The sequence below is a fragment of the Bradyrhizobium sp. SSBR45G genome, from assembly GCF_030159255.1.
GTDB lineage: Bacteria > Pseudomonadota > Alphaproteobacteria > Rhizobiales > Xanthobacteraceae > Bradyrhizobium.
The window spans coordinates 145,289-162,342 of the sequence record NZ_BSCT01000009.1 but is presented as its reverse complement, the minus strand read 5'-3'; the positions used below and the strand labels follow the sequence as shown (position 1 = coordinate 162,342).

General features: G+C 65.7%; 17 protein-coding genes. 14 read left to right on the top strand and 3 right to left on the bottom strand.

What is annotated here, in order from left to right:
* The first annotated feature begins 84 nt into the window (after window positions 1–84).
* From QQL87_RS14345 to QQL87_RS14305, 9 genes are all read left to right on the top strand, one after another.
* Window positions 85–489 carry a DUF4189 domain-containing protein gene (locus tag QQL87_RS14345; RefSeq protein ID WP_284419081.1) on the top strand — a complete coding sequence of 135 codons (405 nt, stop codon included), beginning with the start codon at window positions 85–87 and terminating at the stop codon, window positions 487–489.
* A gap of 120 nt (window positions 490–609) precedes the next feature.
* Window positions 610–1,023, top strand: a complete 414-nt coding sequence (locus QQL87_RS14340; RefSeq protein WP_284419083.1) for a DUF2000 family protein — start codon at window positions 610–612, stop codon at window positions 1,021–1,023.
* A 131-nt stretch (window positions 1,024–1,154) separates the two neighbouring features.
* Window positions 1,155–2,180 (top strand): alcohol dehydrogenase AdhP, encoded by a 1,026-nt coding sequence (gene adhP, locus QQL87_RS14335; RefSeq protein WP_284419084.1) that lies wholly within the window; start codon window positions 1,155–1,157, stop codon window positions 2,178–2,180.
* Between the two features lie 407 nt (window positions 2,181–2,587).
* The gene (locus QQL87_RS14330; protein ID WP_284419085.1) at window positions 2,588–3,250 is read left to right on the top strand and encodes a TetR/AcrR family transcriptional regulator; all 663 of its coding nucleotides are present in this window, start codon (window positions 2,588–2,590) and stop codon (window positions 3,248–3,250) included.
* Window positions 3,247–4,023: an HlyD family secretion protein gene (locus QQL87_RS14325; protein WP_284419086.1), complete on the top strand. Its 777-nt coding sequence runs from the start codon at window positions 3,247–3,249 to the stop codon at window positions 4,021–4,023. Before QQL87_RS14330 ends, QQL87_RS14325 begins: the two co-directional genes overlap by 4 nt.
* Entirely contained in the window at window positions 4,020–4,958 is a 939-nt protein-coding gene (locus QQL87_RS14320) for an ABC transporter ATP-binding protein (RefSeq protein WP_284419087.1), read from the top strand. The genes QQL87_RS14325 and QQL87_RS14320 overlap by 4 nt, the downstream gene beginning before the upstream one ends.
* A gap of 12 nt (window positions 4,959–4,970) precedes the next feature.
* On the top strand, window positions 4,971–6,128 hold the full coding sequence (locus tag QQL87_RS14315; RefSeq protein WP_284419088.1) for an ABC transporter permease: 1,158 nt from the start codon (window positions 4,971–4,973) through the stop codon (window positions 6,126–6,128).
* A 39-nt stretch (window positions 6,129–6,167) separates the two neighbouring features.
* Window positions 6,168–7,469, top strand: a complete 1,302-nt coding sequence (locus tag QQL87_RS14310; protein ID WP_284419089.1) for an adenylate/guanylate cyclase domain-containing protein — start codon at window positions 6,168–6,170, stop codon at window positions 7,467–7,469.
* A 106-nt stretch (window positions 7,470–7,575) separates the two neighbouring features.
* On the top strand, window positions 7,576–9,258 hold the full coding sequence (locus QQL87_RS14305) for a tannase/feruloyl esterase family alpha/beta hydrolase (RefSeq protein ID WP_284419091.1): 1,683 nt from the start codon (window positions 7,576–7,578) through the stop codon (window positions 9,256–9,258).
* Here the strand turns inward: QQL87_RS14305 and QQL87_RS14300 are convergent.
* Window positions 9,239–9,724: a DUF488 domain-containing protein gene (locus QQL87_RS14300; RefSeq protein WP_284419253.1), complete on the bottom strand. Its 486-nt coding sequence runs from the start codon at window positions 9,722–9,724 to the stop codon at window positions 9,239–9,241. The genes QQL87_RS14305 and QQL87_RS14300 overlap by 20 nt on opposite strands.
* 11 nt (window positions 9,725–9,735) lie before the next feature.
* Window positions 9,736–10,560, bottom strand: a complete 825-nt coding sequence (locus tag QQL87_RS14295; RefSeq protein ID WP_284419093.1) for a DUF72 domain-containing protein — start codon at window positions 10,558–10,560, stop codon at window positions 9,736–9,738.
* 155 nt (window positions 10,561–10,715) lie between these two features.
* On the opposite strand from QQL87_RS14295, the gene QQL87_RS14290 reads away from it, so the two are divergent.
* From QQL87_RS14290 to QQL87_RS14280, 3 genes are all read left to right on the top strand, one after another.
* On the top strand, window positions 10,716–10,913 hold the full coding sequence (locus tag QQL87_RS14290) for a hypothetical protein (RefSeq protein ID WP_284419094.1): 198 nt from the start codon (window positions 10,716–10,718) through the stop codon (window positions 10,911–10,913).
* Between the two features lie 268 nt (window positions 10,914–11,181).
* The gene (locus tag QQL87_RS14285) at window positions 11,182–12,315 is read left to right on the top strand and encodes a glycosyltransferase (protein ID WP_284419095.1); all 1,134 of its coding nucleotides are present in this window, start codon (window positions 11,182–11,184) and stop codon (window positions 12,313–12,315) included.
* Window positions 12,312–13,829 (top strand): glycosyltransferase family 39 protein, encoded by a 1,518-nt coding sequence (locus QQL87_RS14280; protein WP_284419096.1) that lies wholly within the window; start codon window positions 12,312–12,314, stop codon window positions 13,827–13,829. The genes QQL87_RS14285 and QQL87_RS14280 overlap by 4 nt, the downstream gene beginning before the upstream one ends.
* Before the next feature lie 8 nt (window positions 13,830–13,837).
* Here the strand turns inward: QQL87_RS14280 and QQL87_RS14275 are convergent, their stop codons facing one another.
* Window positions 13,838–14,638, bottom strand: a complete 801-nt coding sequence (locus QQL87_RS14275) for an FkbM family methyltransferase (protein ID WP_284419097.1) — start codon at window positions 14,636–14,638, stop codon at window positions 13,838–13,840.
* Between the two features lie 265 nt (window positions 14,639–14,903).
* On the opposite strand from QQL87_RS14275, the gene QQL87_RS14270 reads away from it, so the two are divergent.
* The gene (locus QQL87_RS14270; protein ID WP_284419098.1) at window positions 14,904–15,065 is read left to right on the top strand and encodes a hypothetical protein; all 162 of its coding nucleotides are present in this window, start codon (window positions 14,904–14,906) and stop codon (window positions 15,063–15,065) included.
* Window positions 15,066–15,346: 281 nt separating this feature from the next.
* On the top strand, window positions 15,347–16,519 hold the full coding sequence (locus QQL87_RS14265; protein WP_284419099.1) for a DUF2778 domain-containing protein: 1,173 nt from the start codon (window positions 15,347–15,349) through the stop codon (window positions 16,517–16,519).
* The last annotated feature ends 535 nt before the right edge of the window (window positions 16,520–17,054 follow it).

The following is a 17,054-nucleotide window of genomic DNA, read 5'->3' as shown; positions in this document are numbered from 1 at the left end:
GCCTCGCCGTCCTCAACCTCTCATTCACCAAGTTTCAACGTCCCCCGGCTAGATTTGCCGTATTGGGCCTCGGGGGAGGAAAAAGTGATCGTTTCGACCGCCGCGCGACGGTTCGCGCTGTTTGCATTCGGACTGACCGTGCTCGTGGGAGCCGCGCGCGTCGCGAGCACCGGCGCTATCAGCCCGGCTCATGCCGCTGGCGCCTTCGCCATCGGCCAGTGCGCCGCTTATGGCCAGGCCTTCGACTATCCGGCGGAGCACCTCGCCAAGGCCGCGGCCCTCAAGCAGTGCAAGGGCGAGTGCACCGCCGTGACGATGAAGAAGGCCTGCGCCGCATTCGCCGTCGACCTCACCAATCCCTGCGGCCCGCATGGCTATGCCGTGCGGCCGAAGATCTCGACCTCGCTCAACGAGGCGACCCGCGAATGCTACAAATATGGCGGCAAGGAATGCGTGATCCGCGCCTGGGTGTGCGACGCCAAGGGCTGATGACGAGCAGACCAGAGGCTGTCGGTCCCGTCCCAGCCTCCACCCCATCTCGTCTGGATGCTTCACGCCCGGAATGCTCAGCTATTCTGGGCGTTCGCTTGTCTGGAACATGGACGTGACATGCAATTCGACACCAAGATCGCGCTGATCATTCGCAACGATCTCGAAGCCTGGCAGAAGCTGAACGTATCCGCCTTCCTTGCCAGTGGCATTGCCGCAGCGTTTCCCGAGTGTATCGGTGTGCCTTATGAGGATGGCTCGGCGACGAGCTATCACGCGCTGATCGGCCAGCCGATCCTGATCTATGGCGCACCGGATCGCGCGGCCATGGCACGCGCCCTCGACCGCGCACTGTCGCGCGGCGTGAAGCCGGCGCTCTACACCGAGGACATGTTCAAGACGACGCATGATGAAGCCAACCGCGCCGCGGTGAAGGCTGTTGCGCGCGCTGACCTCAATCTTGTGGGCTTGGCGTGTCGTGCCGAGCGCAAGGTGATCGACAAGATCGTCGATGGCCTGAAGTTTCACGCGTAACGACACAAGACATCGGCGTTGACATGAAACTGTTACATGTTGCTCAAACCTGCAGCAGCAGTGTTTGACACCGATCAAGACCGAGATACCCGGCCTTCGTTAGTTTGCGCCTCAACATGAGGAGCAGACAGATGCAGACCATGAAAGCCGCAATCGTCAAAGCCTTCGGCAAGCCGCTCGTCATCGAGGACGTTCCGGTTCCGGTGCCGGGTCCTGGCGAATTGCTGGTCAAGCTGAAGGCTTGCGGCGTGTGTCATACCGACCTTCACGCCGCCTCTGGTGACTGGCCAGTGAAGCCTGTGCCGCCGTTCATTCCCGGTCATGAGGCGGCCGGCATCGTTGCCGCGCTGGGAGCTGGTGTCACCGACTTCAAGGTCGGCGATGCCGTCGGCGTGGCCTGGCTGCACGACGCCTGCCTGCGCTGTGAATATTGCGAGACGGGCTGGGAGACCTTGTGCGAGCATCAGCACAACACCGGCTACAGCGTGAATGGCGGCTTCGCCGAATATGTCATCGCATCCGCAGCCTTCGCCGCGCGCCTGCCGGCCAACGTGAACTTCGCGAAGATCGCGCCGATCCTGTGCGCCGGTGTCACGACCTACAAGGGCCTGAAGGAGACCGATGCGCGTCCCGGGGAATGGGTCGTGATCTCAGGCGTCGGTGGTCTCGGCCATGTCGCGATCCAGTATGCGAAGGCGATGGGACTGAAGGCCATCGGGCTGGATATCGCCGAGGACAAGCTGAAGCTGGCGCTCGAGGCAGGCGCCGAGCACGCCGTCAACGCGCTCGACAAGGATGCCGTTGAACGCGTCATAGCGATCACCGGGGGAGGGGCTCATGGCGTGCTGGTCACGGCGGTGTCGACGCCGGCCTTTGCCCAGGCGCTCAAGATGGTCCGCCGCAAGGGCACCGTCAGCCTGGTCGGCCTGCCGCCGGGCGAATTCCCGACGCCGATCTTCGATGTCGTACTGAAGCGTATCACCGTGCGCGGCTCGATCGTCGGTACAAGGCGCGACCTCGACGAGGCCATCGCCTTTGCCGCCGAAGGCAAGGTCAAGGCCGAGGTGACCACGGCGCCGCTGTCGGAGATCAACACGATTTTCGACCGCATGAAGGCCGGCAAGATCGACGGCCGCGTGGTGCTCGATTTCACCTGAGCAGAGAACGCGACGGCGCGCGGCTACGCAGCTCGCGTGGCCCGGATGAGCGACCGCGTGCGCGCAGAACGCGCGCAGGCTTTTCGCTCATCCAGGGTCGCGGTCCGCGATGCTGCGCGCGGGCTGCGATTGGAGACCCCGCTCTTTCCGCGCAGTCATTCCGGGGCGCGCGTAAGCGCGAGCCCGGACTCCATAGCCACGAACCGGAGTGTGGCGCCGGATGGCTGTGGCGCGTGTCTTCGCCACACGACATGTCGTGACTATGGAGTCCGGGCTCGTCGCTTCGCGCCGCCCCGGAATGACGGCCGAGAGGTCTGCGGACAAGGCGGCCGCCCGCTGGCGATGCGCGTCCAAGCAAGCGCTTGGAGAGGCTTGACAATGACTGACCGGTCAGTCATATTTTTCGCATGTCCCAGACCTCACCATCGAACAAGCGCAAGCCGCGGACGGCGGGCCCCGCGGCCGCCTCGCGCCGGGCCGATCGCGCGGCCGAGCGCCGCGCGGCGATCGTGCAGGCGGCGATGGAGGAGTTCATCGCGCGCGGCTTTGCCGCGACGCGGCTCGACGATATCGCCAAGCGCGCCGGCGTCGCCAAGGGCACGATCTATCTGCACTTCAAGGACAAGGAATCGATGTTCGAGGAATTGATCCGGACTGCGATCGTTCCCTTCGTCGGCCGTCTCGCCGCACCCCTTCCGCCGAGCGGCTCGGTGCGTGACATGGTCGAGGCGCTGGCGCGGATGTTCCTGCAGGAGGTCGCCGGCACACGGCGCGGCGATCTCGTGCGTCTGATCATTTCCGAGGGACCGCGTTTCCCGGCGATCGCCGATTTCTACTATCGCGAGGTCGTCTCCCGCGGCCTTGCCGGGATGCGCGCGCTGATTCAGCTCGCGATTACTCGCGGCGAGATCCGCGAGCCCAAGCTCGCCGAACATCCGCAATTGCTGATCGCGCCGATGATGGTCGCGGTGATCTGGAAGAGCCTGTTCGAGCGCCATGCGCCGCTCGACGCGGAAGCGATGCTGCAGACGCATCTGGATCTGATCTTTGGCGCGAGGAGGCCGACATGAGCCTGCTGCATTGCCTTGCCGTGCTGGTCACGGCCTTCACCTTCAACGGCTGCAAGGAGACGCGCGATCCCGGCTATCAAGGCTGGGTCGAGGCCGACATGATCTTCGTCAGCCCGGACGAGGCCGGACGCATCACCAAGCTCGATGTTCGCGAAGGCGATGTGGTCAAGGTCGGCGATCCGCTCTACTCGGTCGACGACGATCTGCAGCAGGCGGATCTCAACCAGACCAAAGCGACGCTCGCCAATGCGCAGCAGACCTATGATCGCGCCGCCGCGTTGAGCAAGACGGGAGCAGGGACGCAGGCCACGCTCGATTCGTCGGTGTCCGCGCTCCGCGTCGCGGAGGCGCATGTCGTGACGTCGCAGACGCGGCTGGCGCGGCGCAAGGGCGTGGCGCCGGTCGCCGGCACCATCCAGCAGATCTACTTCCGCGAAGGCGAGATGGTGGCGGCGCAGCGGCCGGTGCTGTCAATCATGCCGCCCGGCAACGTGAAGCTGCGCTTCTATGTGTCGGAGCCGGATCTGCCGAAATTCGCCGTCGGCGACGAGGTCCGCGTCACCTGCGACAATTGCGCGGCAGACCTGACGGCTCGGGTTTATTTCCTGGCGACATCAGCGGAGTACACGCCGCCGGTCATCTATAGCCTCGATGAGCGCAACAAGCTGGTCTATCTGATCCAGGCGCGGCCCTCGCGTCCTGACGCGTTGCGCGTCGGCCAGCCTGTCAGCATCTATCCGAATCCGAAGACTCCGGTGGCGGACAAGCAATGACCGCGGCGGGACCAGCCGAGATCGCGATCGACGTCAAGGGCCTGAGCAAGTCCTTCGGCGGCCGCGAGGTCGTGCATGATCTGTCGATGCAGGTGCGGCGCGGCTCGATCTACGGCTTCCTCGGGCCCAACGGCTCGGGCAAGACCACGACGATCCGCATGCTGTGCGGCCTGCTGACGCCGGATGGCGGCGAGGGCACCTGTCTCGGCTTCGACATCCGCCGCGATGCCGATAAGATCAAGCGCCGCGTCGGCTACATGACGCAGCGCTTCAGCCTGTATCAGGATCTGTCGGTGCGCGAGAATCTCGAATTCGTCGCGCGGCTCTACGGCATGGCCGATCCGCGCCAGGCCGCGCGCGACATGGTGCAGCGGCTGGGACTTGCCGGGCGCGAGCGGCAGCTGGCCGGCGAATTGTCCGGCGGCTGGAAGCAGCGGCTGGCGCTCGGCGCCTGCACGTTGCCGAACCCGCAATTGCTGCTGCTCGACGAGCCCACCGCCGGCGTCGATCCCAAGGCGCGCCGCGACTTCTGGAACGAGATCCACGCGCTCGCGGCCGAGGGGCTCACGGTGCTGGTCTCGACCCACTACATGGACGAGGCCGAACGCTGTCACGAGATCGCCTACATCGCCTATGGCCATTTGCTGGCGCATGGCACGGTCTCCGAGGTGATCGCGCAATCCAAGCTCACCACCTACACGGTCAGCGGCGAGGATCTGCGCGCGCTCACGGCTTCGCTGGCCGGCAAGCCGGGCGTCGACATGGTGGCGCCGTTCGGCACCAGCCTGCACGTCTCCGGCCGCGACCGCGACGCGCTGGACGCCGCGATCGCGCCCTGGCGCGACCAGGAAGGACTGCGTTGGCAGCCCACCGCACCGTCGCTCGAGGATGTCTTCATCGATCTGATGAACCGCTCCAAGGACAATTTCCAATAAGGACAATTTCCCATGAGCGACGCGGTCCTCCACAACACGTCTCCCGAGCCGCGTTTCGGCTTCTGGCGCCGCACCTATGCGATGCTGGTCAAGGAGTTCATCCAGCTCAAGCGTGACCGGGTGTCGTTCGCGATGATCGTGATGATCCCGGTGATGCAGCTGATGCTGTTCGGCTACGCCATCAACACCACGCCGCATCATCTGCCGGCGGCGGTGCTGCTGCAGGAGGACAGCGATCTCGGCCGCTCGATCCTCAAGGCGATGGAGAACACCGCCTATTTCCGCTTCACCCGCGAGGTCAGTAGCGTCGCGGAGTTCGACGATCTGCTGCTGTCCGGCAAGGTGCTGTTCGGCGTCGAGATCCCGCGCGGCTTCGAGCGCGCGGTGCGGCGCGGCGACCGCCCGGCGCTGCTGGTGGCCGCCGACGCCACCGATCCGGTCGCGGCGTCCTCGGCACTGTCCTCGCTCGGCATGATCGTGCAGACCGCGCTCGCGCATGATCTCTACGCCGGAGATCCCGTCACGACGCCGTTTGAGATCAGGGCGCACGCCCGCTACAATCCTGCGGCGTCGTCGCGGCTCAACATCGTGCCGGGCCTGGTCGGCACCATCCTGACCATGACGATGCTGATCTTCACCGCGCTCTCGGTGACGCGCGAGATCGAGCGCGGCACGATGGAGAGCCTGCTGTCGATGCCGATCAAGCCGGTCGAGGTCATGCTCGGCAAGATCATTCCCTACGTGCTGGTCGGCTTCCTGCAGGCCACGATCATCATCGGCATTGGCGTCCTGCTGTTCGGCGTGCCGGTCATGGGCAGCCTGCTGCTGCTGGCGCTGCTGTCGACCCTGTTCATCGCGACCAACCTGTCGATCGGCTACACGTTCTCCACCCTGGCGCAGAACCAGCTGCAGGCGATGCAGCTGTCGATGATGTTCTTCCTGCCGAGCATCCTCTTGTCGGGCTTCATGTTCCCGTTTCTCGGCATGCCGCAATGGGCGCAGGTGCTCGGCGAGTGCCTGCCGCTGACACACTATCTGCGCATCGTCCGCGCCATCATGCTCAAGGGCTCGACCCTGCCGAACCTGCAGCACGACACCATCGTCCTGTTCGGTCTCATGCTGTTCGCGATGACGGTCGCCGTGTTTCGCTTCCGCCGCACCCTCGATTGAGGCAGAATAGCGGCTGGGATCAGGAACGGCTGAGACAGGATGCAGATCGCGGGGGCAGACCAGGCGGGCCAGGCGCCAGCGGAGTTCAACCAGGCGCTGATGCGCCAGACGTTGCACACCGAGCTGCTGCGCGTGAAGGCGCTGATCGCCACCGCGGCGCTGTTTCTCTCCATTTCGGTGCTGATCGAGATTTTCGAGCCGCGAATCTCGGAATGGATCTGGCCGAGCCGGGTCGGGGTGCTCTATGTCTACACGATCATCGTCGCCTTCATCAGTTTCGAGACCCTCATCCTCTTCAGGATCAAGGCGGACATTCGCCTCGGGCGGGACGTGCCCATCTTCTGGCGCTATGTCAGCGCCCTGGTCGAGACGTCGCTGCCCACGGTCGTTCTGGTGCTGCAGATCGAAGGCCTCGGCCACGACCGGGCGCTCGGGTTCGGCGCGCCGCTGGTCTATTTCATCTTCATCATTCTCTCGACGCTGCGCCTCGATTTCTGGCTGTCGAGCTTCACCGGCTTCGTTGCCGCGGCCGAGTTGTTGACGGTGGCGCTGCTGGACCGGCCGTCATTGGATATGAGCCAGAATCCCGAGATCTACTATCATGGCGAGCGGAGCTTCATCATCCTGATGTGCGGCATGCTTGCCGGCGCTGTCAGCGTGCAGCTGCGGCGCCAGTTCGCGGCGAGCATCGAGGCCGCCTCGGCGCGTGACCGTGTCACGGACCTGTTCGGCCAGCATGTCTCGCCACAGGTCGTCGAGCGGCTGATGAAGGAGGGCACCGCGGAGCCGCGAGACATCCGCGAGGTCGCCGTGATGTTCGTCGATTTCCGCGGCTTCACCGCGGCGGCGCGGTCGAAGGCGCCGCAGGAGGTCGTCGATCGTCTCGATGGCGCTTTTGCCGTGCTGGTCGAGATCCTCGAGCGCCATGGCGGCATCGTCAACAAGTTCCTCGGTGACGGCTTCCTGGCGCTGTTCGGCGCGCCGTTCGAATCGCGCGATGCGGCCCTGCATGCGGTCGCCGCGGCGCGCGAGATGGTGGCCGCCATGGAGCGCGTGAATGACGCATCGACCTGGCCGCTGCGCATCGGGATCGGCCTTCATCTCGGCGAGGTCGTCGCCGGCAGCATCGGCTCGCCGCGGCGCAAGGAGTACACCGTCATCGGCGACACCGTGAACTTCGCCTCGCGGCTGGAGGCGCTCAACAAGGAGTTCGATTCGCAGCTCCTGATCTCGAGCGAGGTGCGGCAGGCGGCAGGGGACGGGGCGCGCGACGCCGTCTTCCACGGCGAGGTGTCGGTGCGCGGCTACGACCGGCCGTTTGAGGTGTGGCAATTGCAATAAAAACCAGCTGTTCATGCTGGCGCCTGTTGCTCCCGGTCGGCGATTTACAACGCCCTGGGTCCGCGTTTAACTGCGCCTCAACGAACAGGAACTTCAGGGGGAATGCATGATCCGAACCGGGGCGTTTGTGGCTGGACTGGGCCTCGCCTGCGCGGCCGCCATGGGCACTGCAAGAGCCGAGGATACCGGCTGCAGCAAGGTCACGGCCGAGGCGCTGAAGGTCTCCGGTCTGACGCTGACGGGCTCGAAGATGCAGGACGCTGCCGACGGATTGCCGCGGCATTGCATCCTCTCCGGCAAGGTCAATGAGCGCACCGGCGTCGACGGCCGTGCCTATGCGATCCAGTTCGAGATCCGACTGCCTGAGACGTGGAACGGTCGCTTCCTGCACCAGGTCAATGGTGGCAATGACGGCGTCGTAGTCCCGGCGCTCGGAGACAAGGCCGATGGTCTCGTCAGTGGCGGCGTGACGCCGCTCGCCCGCGGCTTCGCGGTGCTGTCGTCCGACAGCGGTCACTCCGGCAGCGATCCCGCCAACAAGCCGCGTGGGCTCGCGTCCGGTTCGGCCTTCGGGCTCGATCCGCAGGCGCGGCGTGACTACGGGTATGCCGCCGACATCACCCTGGCGCCGATCGCCAAGGCGATCATCGCGGAGCACTACGGCAAGAAGCCGGATTACTCCTACATCGCCGGCTGCTCCAATGGCGGACGTCACACCATGGTGGCGGCCGAGCGCATGCCCGAGCAGTATGACGGCTTCCTGGTCGGCAATCCCGGCTTCAACCTGCCGCGCGCCGCCGTGCAGCATGCCTGGGACGTGCAGGCGCTGACCAAGGCCGATGCCGACATCCGCAAGTCGATCACCCGCGAGGATGCCAAGCTGATCTCGTCCAAGATCATCGAGATCTGCGACGGGCTCGACGGCGCCAAGGACGGGCTGACGGCGAATTTGAAGGCCTGCCAGAAGGCGTTCAGCTTCGACAGCCTGCGCTGCGCGGCCGGGGCGACGGAGGCCTGCCTGCCGGCCGCCAAGGTCGATGCGCTGAAGAAGAGCTTTGCCGGCCCGCAGAACTCGAAGGGCGAACAGCTCTATTCGGATTGGCCGGTCGATGGCGGCGTCGGCACCGGCAACTGGCGCGCCTGGAAGGTCGAGAGCCCGGTGGCGCCCTGGAACAACCTTCCGATCATCGCCACCATGGGCGGCGCCTCGCTCAACTACATCTTCTCGACGCCTCCATTGGAGATCGAAGGCTCGCCGGACAAGCTGGTCGAAAGATTGCAGACCTACGATTTCGACAAGGACGCGCCGAAGATCTTCGCCAAGGAGGGGCCGTTCACGGAATCCGCGATGGAGTTCATGGCGCCGCCCGCGGTCGACAATCCGACGCTGCCGGGCTTCCAGGGCGGCGCGCGCAAGATGCTGATCTATCATGGCCAGGCCGACCCGGTGTTCTCGGTCAACGACACCATCCGCTGGTATGAGAAGCTGAATGCGAATGTGCAGGGCAAGGCGGATGGTTTTGCGCGGCTGTTCGCACTGCCCGGCGAGACCCATTGCGGCGGCGGTGTCACCTTGGAGAAGTTCGACGCGCTGGGCGCGCTGATGGACTGGGTCGAGAAAGGCAAGACGCCCGAGGCGATCACGGCGACGGTCAATGCGGCAAACAAGGAGCTGCCATCGACCTGGAGCCCGCAGCGGACGCGCCCGCTGTGCCCGTGGCCGAAATTCGCCAAGTATGTGAGCGGCGATATCGAGCAGGCCTCGTCGTTTACTTGCGCCGCGGAGTAGCGTCTTCGACCTGCGGCGCGACCAGGTTCTCGACCCGGACCTGGTCGCGGTCCTCGATGATCTCGGCGATCCATTGCCGGTGGCAATGGGCGTGGTCGCGCTCGTAGCACAAGAGGCAGACTGGGCCGGCGCTCGTCACCAGGGACGCCAGTTCGTCCATCTGCTCCTTGGCTTGCGGCGTCTTCAAATGCGCGTCGTAGACCTTGTGCAGCGTGTCGTAGTGGCCGCTGCGCGCGGCCTCGCGGCCTTCCTTCGGCGTGCCCAGCCCGCGCAGATGCACATAGCCAATGCCGCGCTCGTCGAGCCCGGCCGCGAGCTGGCTCTTGGAAAAACCCGGCCGGCGCGACGCGGCCACCGCGCGCACATCGACCAGCAGCTTGACGCCGGCGGCCTGCAACTCGTCGAGCACCGCCTTGGCCGGTGTCTGCTCATAGCCGATCGTGAACAGCGTCTTTGCTTTCGCCATCATCGTCCACCTCAGCTCACCCGCTCGATCAATTCCATCGCGCCCGCAGGCGCCCGCACCTTGCCTTCGTGGATGACATAGGCGAACACGTCGCGCGGGGTCTTCTTTGCGGGCTTGTCGTCGACCCGCGGCAGATCATCCGGCTCGCCGCCTTCGGCCCATAGCTGCAGGCGCTTGGCCCACGCGTCGAGCTGCTTCGGCGGATAGCAGGTCTTGAGATCATCATTGCCCTTCTGCAGCCGCGCATATACGAAGTCGCCGGCGACATCGGCGATCGCCGGATATTTGCCATGCTCGGCGAACACCACCGGCGTTGCGAATTCGCGCAGCAGCGCGACGAAGCCGGGCACGCAGAAACTGTCGTGGCGGACCTCGACGACGTGGCGCAGCTTGCGGCCGTCGAGCTCGCGCGGCAGCAGCTCCAGGAATTTGCCGAAATCGGCCTCGTCGAACTTCTTGGTCGGCGCAAACTGCCACAGCACCGGGCCCAGGCGGTCGCCTAGCTCGAGCACGCCGGTGTCGTAGAAGCGCTTCACGGAATCGCCGGCCTCGGCGAGCACGCGGCGATTGGTCGCGAAGCGCGGACCCTTCAGCGAGAAGATGAAGCCGTCGGGCACGTCGCGTGCCCATTTGCGAAAGCTCTCCGGCTTCTGCGAGCCGTAATAGGTCCCGTTGATCTCGATCGAGGTCAGCTGCGAGGCGGCATATTCGAGTTCCTTCGATTGCGGCAGCTTGTCCGGATAGAACACGCCGCGCCAGGGCGCGAAGGTCCAGCCGCCGATGCCGATGAAGATGTGGCCTGGGGATTGCGAGGCGCGTGCAGGAGCTTTGCTCACGGACGGTTCCGATGCTGATGGTCGAAGGGGTGTTGAGGTACGACGATAATCAACCCCGCGGCCTCTGGCCAGTTCGGCGCTGTTGCGCGGCCGCTCTTCCAGCGATCCCGCGCCTCGTGTATCCAGGGAACCGGCTGGGAAGGGGAGATATGGCAATGAGAGCGGAATCGGTCGGCGGCCTGCTGGGCGCGATCGTCGCGGCCGCCGTGCTGGCGGCGGCCTTCTACTATGTTCCCGTCGGGCCGATGGCCCGGCAAACGCCGGCGCGCGTCGAGGTGCCGCCGACGCAGGTCCAGACGGTCCCGGTGGCCCCGGCCGTGCGCGGACCCGTCGTGCGTGAGGTTCCGAACTAGGCGGAATCCGGGGGCGCCCTTGCATTCCGGCCAGGGCACCCCATCTAAGCAGGGACGGTGACGTCGAGCTTAGGGGCTCCGGCACCGAGACGACCACGGCAGAGCGGTTGCGCCGGATGTACGCGCGCCCTTTGTTTGTGGTCGTTGGCATTTTTGGGCCTGCTCGTTTCGAGCGGTGCACGCCGGCACCACAGCCCGCCCTTTTTGCACCCGCCCGCCGCCGTTGCGCTTGGCAGTGTGGGATGCGGCGGATATACGCATCCGCACCATGACCGACGCCATCCGAACGGCCCCTCCCGTGCCGCTGCAAACCGCTGATATTCCGATCGTTTCGGTGGTCGTCCCGACCTTCAACGAGCGCGACAATGTCACCACGCTGTACCGGCGGCTGGAGGCGGCGTTCAAGGACGTGCCGTGGGAGGTCGTGTTCGTCGACGACAACTCGCCGGACGGCACCTGGCAGGTGGTGCGCGAATTGTCGCGTGGCGACAACCGCGTTCGCGGCATCCGCCGCATCGGCCGCCGCGGCCTGTCCGGCGCCTGCATCGAGGGCATCCTCGCCGCCAGCGCGCCGTTTGCCGCCGTGATCGATGCGGATTTGCAGCATGACGAGACCCAGCTGCCGAAGATGCTGGCGCTGCTGCAGAGCGGCGCGGCCGAGCTCGTGGTCGGCAGCCGCTATATCGACGGCGGCAGCGCCGCGAGCTTCGACAGCAAGCGGGCAGGGGCGAGCGCCTTCGCCACCGAGATCGCGCGCCGCGCGCTCAAGGTCGAGGTCAACGATCCCATGAGCGGCTTCTTCATGATCCGCCGCGATCGCTTCGAGCAGATCGCGCCAAAACTGTCGACGCAGGGCTTCAAGATCCTGCTCGACATCATCGCCAGCGCCGAAGGCGGCCTGAAGACCGTCGAGGTGCCCTATACGTTCGGCTCGCGCCTGCATGGCGAGAGCAAGCTCGATTCGATGGTCGCGCTCGACTTCCTCGGCCTTGTGCTGGCGAAGATGACCAACGACGTCGTGTCGCTGCGCTTCCTGCTGTTCGCGATGGTCGGCGGCACCGGCCTGGTCGTGCATCTGACGACGCTCTTTCTCGGTCTCAACCTGTTCGACATGCCGTTCGCCGAAGCGCAGGCGCTCGGCGCCTTCGTCGCGATGACCTCGAACTTCATCCTCAACAACTTTCTCACCTATCGCGACCAGCGGCTGAAGGGCTTCGCCATCCTGCGCGGCCTGCTGCTGTTCTACCTGGTCTGCTCCGTCGGCCTGCTCGCCAATGTCGGTGTCGCCTTCTCGGTCTACGACCAGGAGCCGATCTGGTGGCTGGCGGGCGCCGCCGGCGCGCTGATGGGCGTGGTGTGGAATTACGCGATCTCCGGATTGTTCGTCTGGCGCAAGCGATGACCTCTGCGGCAGGTGCCGACGACGCCAAGTTGGTCCGCAATGTCTGGCTGACCATCACAGGTCTCGTCGTGCTCAGGCTGATCGCCGCCGCGGTCACGCCGATCACCTTCGACGAAGCCTATTACTGGATGTGGTCGAAGCATCTGGCCGGCGGCTATTACGATCATCCGCCGATGGTTGCGGTCGTGATCCGCCTGGGCACCCTGATCGCCGGCGACAGCGAGCTCGGCGTGCGGCTGGTCTCGATCCTGCTCGGACTGCCGATGAGCTATGCGGTGTATCGCACCGCTGAGATCCTGTTCGGCAGCGTGCGCGTGGCGGCCACCGCGGCGCTGCTGCTCAACGTCACCCTGATGGCCGCGGTCGGCACGCTGATCGTGACGCCCGATGCGCCGCTGCTGGTGGCCTCCAGCTTCGTGCTGTTCTTCTGCGCCAAGGTCCTGGAGACGGGCAGGGGTGTGTGGTGGCTCGCCGTCGGGGCCGCCGTGGGCGCGGCGCTGCTGTCGAAATACACGTCGCTGTTCTTCGGCGCGGCGATCCTGATCTGGCTGCTCGCTGTGCCGAAGCTGCGGCCTTGGCTGGCCTCGCCCTGGCCCTATCTCGGCGGCGTCGTGGCGTTCGCGGTGTTCTCGCCGGTGATCCTGTGGAATGCCGAGCACCAATGGGTGTCGCTCATCAAGCAGCTCGGCCGCGCCAGGGTCGAGGAGGTCCGCCCGGTCTACATCGCCGAGATCGTCCCGACGCAGTTCGTCTTCGCCACGCCGCTGGTCTTCATCCTCGGCGTGATGGGCCTCTACGGCCTGGCCCGGCGCAAGGCGGGGGATGCCGCGTCGCGCGTGCTGATCGAGGCCATGGTCTGGGTCATCGTCGCTTATTTCGTCTGGCATTCGCTGCATGCCCGGGTCGAGGCCAACTGGTTCGCGCCGATCTATCCGGCCTTCGTCGTGGCCGCCGCAGCTGCCGCGCATCTTGTCGCCTGGCGGCCGCGCGAGCAGCGCACGGTGGCGTTCTGCCTGCGCTGGGCGCTGCCGGCCGGCATCGTGATGTTCGTCGCGCTGATCGTGCAGGCCAACACCGGCCTCCTGTCCGGCTATAGGCGCGACGCCACGGTGCGCAGCGTCGGCGTCGGCTGGCGGCCGCTGGCGGCCGAGATCGAGGCGGCGCGGGTCCGGGCCGGCGCGTCGTGCGTGCTGGCGATGGACTATGGCACCACCGCCTGGCTGTCGTTCTATTTGCCGCCCGGAACCTGCGTGCTGCAGCCGATCCAGCGCATCCGCTGGGTCAATTTTCCGGAGCCGGATCCGGCCAGGCTCGCGGGCACGCACCTTCTCGTCGACGAGGCGCAAATCGCGACGCGGTTCTACGTCACCAGCACGTTCGGCCGCGTCGAGAAGGTCGGCGAGGCCGAGCGCAAGCGAGGGCCTCTGACGATCGAGACCTACGCGTTCTACGCGGTCAGCGAGCCGAAGCGGGAGGTCCTCGACCGCACCCCGCCGCCGGAGCTGCAGCGCTGATCCGAGCCTCAGGCCTGCTGCGGGATGATGTCCGCCAGCGCCTTGTCCCGCCCGTGGATCGCGACCATGTTGATGCCGGCGTCGATGGTCTTGTAGCCGCGGCGCTCGAGCCATTGCCGCAGCTGGTCCGCGTCGGTCTTGATCTTCTCGATCAGCATGATCGGCGTACAGCGCTCGATCGTCGCCGCAGCGCCTTCGAGCGCCTCGATCTCCATGCCCTCGACGTCGAGCTTGATCAGGTCGCAGCGCGGCAGGTTGAAATCGTCCAGCGGCAGCTTGCGCACCTCGACGGTGTTGTCCGCATAGTCGATGGCCTGGCCAATGAACTCGGTGTTCGGACGCTGGCGCAGCTCGAGGCTGCCGAAGCTCGACGGGGTCAGGTAGTCCGGGCTCGGAATGTTGAGCACGCCGCGCTCTGACGATACCGCGGCATGGATGGCAATCGCATTGAAGCAGTTGTTGATCGCGATGTTGCCGGCGAGTGCGTAATAGATCCGCTCCTGCGCCTCGATCGAGAGCACCGATCCCCAGCCGGTCATCGCCTTGGCCCATTCGATCGTATGGACGCCGATATTGGCGCCGCAATCGATCGCGACGGCGCCGTCGCCATGATGCTTCCGGCGCATGCCGAGCAGGCGAACGGCGAGCTGCACCTCGCTCGGATCGAACGCGCCGGTTTGGAGGATCTGGTAGCCGACACCATAGCCGCGGCTGGCGTCGACCATGCGATAGTCGAGCCGGTTGACGATCATCGTGCCGTGATTGGTCGAGGCCAGCACGAAGGCAAGCTTCCGGTCGGGAATCTGCATCTGAGTTCTCTCGTGTCGTCGCGGCAGTGAAAACGCGGGACGATGTGCCGGCAGGGTGCTGCGAAGAATCGGTCCCTACCATACTGCCGCCCGCGGCGCAGTGCCGCCAAATCCGGTTCGCTACGGATGCAGCCCGCCGGCGGCCGTCGCCGTTCTGGTGCCAGCCACGGCCGCGATTCCGCGCGGCGCGCGGGCGACGGCAAGCCCGGCTCGCGCCAAGTCCGGGTCCGGCCCGGTCCATCCGTGAGCCGTGCAGTCGAGCGGCATGCGGTTGTACGTGACCAATACTTTTACCGGCGTCGAGAACATCGGTGCAGCCGCGGAAGAGCAGGGGTCTTTGACCATCGAAAACTGGGCGCTTTACATCGTCAGTGTAGCGAAACGTCAGTTCATCGATCGCGCCCAGCTGCCGCAGCTCAATCGTTAACGCGGACTGCGATGTTTTACGGATTGGCGCTGCTGTCCGATGCTGAGTCACCGGAAATGTCCGGGGCGGCTTTATTGGCCGGGGAACCAATTTTGCCCTGTTTCCGCCCTCTTTGCCGGCAAAACAGACCTCCATGGTTAATCCGCCCTTAATCTGCCAAAACTTAATCAGCATTTAACTAAAAGTCGCCTTAATGAAGCTTGGTGGTTCTGCGAGATGCAAAACGGGTGTCCGTGGCGCATGGCGCGAGAGTTTTCGAGTATTCGTTCGGGCGTGAGTGAATGAGTAAAAGTCGAACTGCGTTGGCTGCACGAAACCGCAGGAAGTCTTCCCTGATCGCGCTCTCTCACAAATTGATCGGTGGCGCCGCGCTGGCATGCCTGATCGGCGGCTGTGGCGTGATGGTCTATACCAAGATCATCGCGGCCGACGCCTATCCGACCCTGGGCAGCATCGAGCAGGACGAGCCCGTCGTGCGCCCGGCGCCGCGGATGGCCTCGCGCAGCGCCGCGGATGCGGTCGGTGATGCCTTCTCCGCGTTTCCGGAGTCGGCGCCGGCCACCACGGTCGCCGCCATCACCCCGCAGATGTTCAACGATCGCTTCGGCGCCGCTGTCCCGCAGGGCGTCACCTCCAACGCTGCGGCCGGTGCGCCGCCGCTGCCCAGGTTCGCCGAAGCTGCGCCACGCCAGATCGAGGCCAAGCCGGCTGAGCCCGCGAAGGTCGCCGAAGCGCCCAGGGAAGCGCTTAAGGAAATGCCCAAGAAGGACGCCCGGCCGCCGATGCAGCTGGCGCTGGCCAACACCAGCCCCAAGCAGGCGCCGCCGCCCGCGACACCGGCCCAGGCCGCCGAGGCCAACGCGCCGAAGAACGGCTTCTCGCTGCGCGCGATGACCGAGCGCGCCAAGGCCGCAGTGCTCTCGCTGTCCGGCGAGCGGCATTCGATCCAGGAGAAGCTGTGGGGCAAGCCGGAGAACCAGGATGGCGGGCTGCTCGCCTACGCCTCGGCTGACGCCAACATCACCGCCAGCATCACCAAGGATCCGACCCGCGGCGGCCGGCCGCCTTACGACCTGAGCACCGCCGTCTACGACATCTCGGCCAAGGCCGTGTACCTGCCTGACGGCACCAAGCTCGAGGCGCATTCCGGTCTCGGCGACAATCTCGACGATCCGCGCTCGGAGAAGGTCAAGATGCGTGGCGTCACCCCGCCGCACATCTACGAGCTCAAGCCGCGCGAGGCGCTGTTCCACGGCGTGCCGGCGCTGCGGCTCAATCCGATCGGCGGCGAGGATGCCATCCATGGCCGCAACGGCCTGCTGGCGCATACCTTCATGCTCGGGCCGAACGGCGACTCCAACGGCTGCGTCTCGTTCCGCGACTACTCCGCCTTCCTCGATGCCTACAAGAACAAGGGCATCCGCAAGCTCGCCGTGCTCGCCCGCATCGACTGATGCGGGCAGGGGGCACGTTCTCGCTGAGGTGCCGCAGGGTGGGCAAAGGCGCGGCACAGCTCGCGCCTCACGACCACTCTTCGTTGACGCCGTGCCCACCATCTTTCGATCGAGCTTGCTGCTTGACGGTGGGCACGCTGCCGCCTTCGGCGGTCGCTTTGCCCATCCTACGAGTCTTGTACCCTGCAGACGCGACATCGCAGTCCCGCGGCGGATGACGCCCGGGTCTTGCTGACGACATCGCCCTCGAAAATCAGAAGAGGGCGCGGGGAATGCCGGGTGACGACCTCACCCATGGCCCGCCTGCAAACAAGAAAGCAGGCGGCAGTCACCACAGGTTCAGCCGCATCATCCGGCATTCCCCGCGCGATGTTTGACGGCTTATACGTGGTCTCCCTGGTGCGCCGGCTGTCTGGCCACCATCGGTCGGAGCACGTCGGGCCCCTGACCTTGACACCAGCTTCGGGGTGTCAGGACATCACGACTTCGCCGTGCGCATCGTCTGGTTCGTCGGCATGGCCCAAGGCCACGCTGC